Here is a 1,663-nt window from a genome sequence, read left to right as displayed (position 1 = left end):
GTAACATACTTTAGTCCTAGTCAACACTCCTTAATATTTTCCATGGAATGAAAGGAATAAGCAGGAAAAACCAATAGCATATATTCATTTTAATGAGATGTTTCATAATAGTTAGTTATTAAGCACTAAAGGTATTTACTAGTTTCGAACCATTTCTTAATTGGAAAAATAAGTTATTCTACTATTAATCGAATATATAAGGGGGAATTTAGTATGAAAAGGAGTATTGTCATTCTGCTAATTTTAATGCTCGTAGTAACTACTCAAGCTTTTGCATCACAAAACGATGTGATAAAGCCATTTAATGCAGAAGGTGTAGATTCAGAAAACATCAAAGCTGGACAAGTATTCACCACAATTGAAGAGAAATCAAATTTAAAGTTCGATGGGCCAGACGCAACAATAAACAGTCTTAACGATGATGAATCAACTAATGGGGAGCCCCTTTGCTGGTACTGCACAAAATATGCTTACGGCGGAGGAGATGGCAATGTTCCGAGATATAAGGTTTGTATCGAAGGATTTTGGAGTAATATATGCCGTGCTCAATAGAAATTCCATTAAACTCGGATGTAAAAAACGAAGTCCTCCTAAAAATGGACTTCGTTTTTTGTAATGGTTTCTATTCCAAAGGCGTTTCGACATATTCATGAATGGAATTTACTTTATTAATAAAAACTGTACTATTATCCCTAGATAAAAGATAAAATTTTTCTTGTTCTAATTCTTTTAAATAGACTAATCCTTCCTCTGCCCATACCTTTATTTTTACCGTTTCATGATTTTCTAAAGTAATAAGCAGATCATATAACGGCACAGTTCGAGGCTCATAAGAAACATTTTGAGCATTTTTTATTAATTTGTTAAAAGTATGATTCCAGTCATCATCTTCAATAAAGTAAATATCCTTTTGATTCCCCCCCTCTTTCTGAGTAAATGTATGTTTTGACTTTGCAGGGGATAATGTCATTTGAATAATTGAATTATTTTCTATTGTATTGATCATACTTGAGGTTTGGATTAGATCTGATTGATGTAAAAAAATAAAGGCAAATAAAACACATGCAGCAAACGAAACTGAAATAGTTAATATTTGTGGAAAAAGGTTTTTCGTACCTTTTGTTTGTTTATTCATCTCATCCAAGATTTTCAGTAAACTTAATTGTTTTTGCTGATTTGAGCGAGGTATATGCTTCAATTCCTGAAAAGAATGATCATATTCAGATAACTTCCTCATGGCTAACCCTCCGTTTTAGTAATTCTTTTTTTAACGCTGCCATTGCTCTAAAAGTTGTAATTTTAACTTTATTTTCATTCCAATTTAAAATTTCAGCGGTCTCCTTTATGGAAAACTCTTTGATCTTTCTTAAAATAATCACTTCCCGATAGCTAATCTTTAATTTTCTAATGGCCTCGTAAAGAATTGTAATATTCTCCCCTTTAAGTACAATTTCTAATGGTGATTGCTTTTCAGACTCGAATTGATATTTATCTATTGAAAAAAATTGGTACAACCGCTTTTTTCGTAAAAAATCGATCGTCACATTTCTGGCAATACGAAATAACCAAGTAAACATATGAGACTCTCCATTGAATTGGTCTAGACTTCTAAATGCTTTGATAAAAGCTTCTTGAGTCAAGTCTTCAGCAATCTCTTTATTAT

The 1,663-nt window shown here is 31.7% G+C and carries 3 protein-coding genes; 1 reads left to right on the top strand and 2 read right to left on the bottom strand.

From position 1 onward, the window contains the following. The first annotated feature begins 213 nt into the window (after nt 1-213). Nucleotides 214-552 (top strand): hypothetical protein, encoded by a 339-nt coding sequence (locus V7164_RS21365; protein ID WP_335346915.1) that lies wholly within the window; start codon nt 214-216, stop codon nt 550-552. A 70-nt stretch (nt 553-622) separates the two neighbouring features. Here V7164_RS21365 and V7164_RS21360 read toward each other — a convergent pair whose 3' ends face one another. Next, complete coding sequence (locus V7164_RS21360; RefSeq protein ID WP_335355188.1) at nt 623-1,237, bottom strand: hypothetical protein; 615 nt, start codon at nt 1,235-1,237, stop codon at nt 623-625. After that, a partial coding sequence (locus V7164_RS21355) for an RNA polymerase sigma factor (RefSeq protein WP_335355187.1) occupies nt 1,221-1,663 on the bottom strand: 443 nt, incomplete at its 5' end. The genes V7164_RS21360 and V7164_RS21355, both read right to left, overlap by 17 nt.

This window comes from Bacillus sp. JJ1474, assembly GCF_036965225.1.
In the GTDB taxonomy this organism is placed as follows: domain Bacteria; phylum Bacillota; class Bacilli; order Bacillales; family Cytobacillaceae; genus Cytobacillus.
The sequence above is the reverse complement of the archived record's forward strand: the minus strand, read 5'-3'. Positions and strand labels throughout refer to the sequence as shown.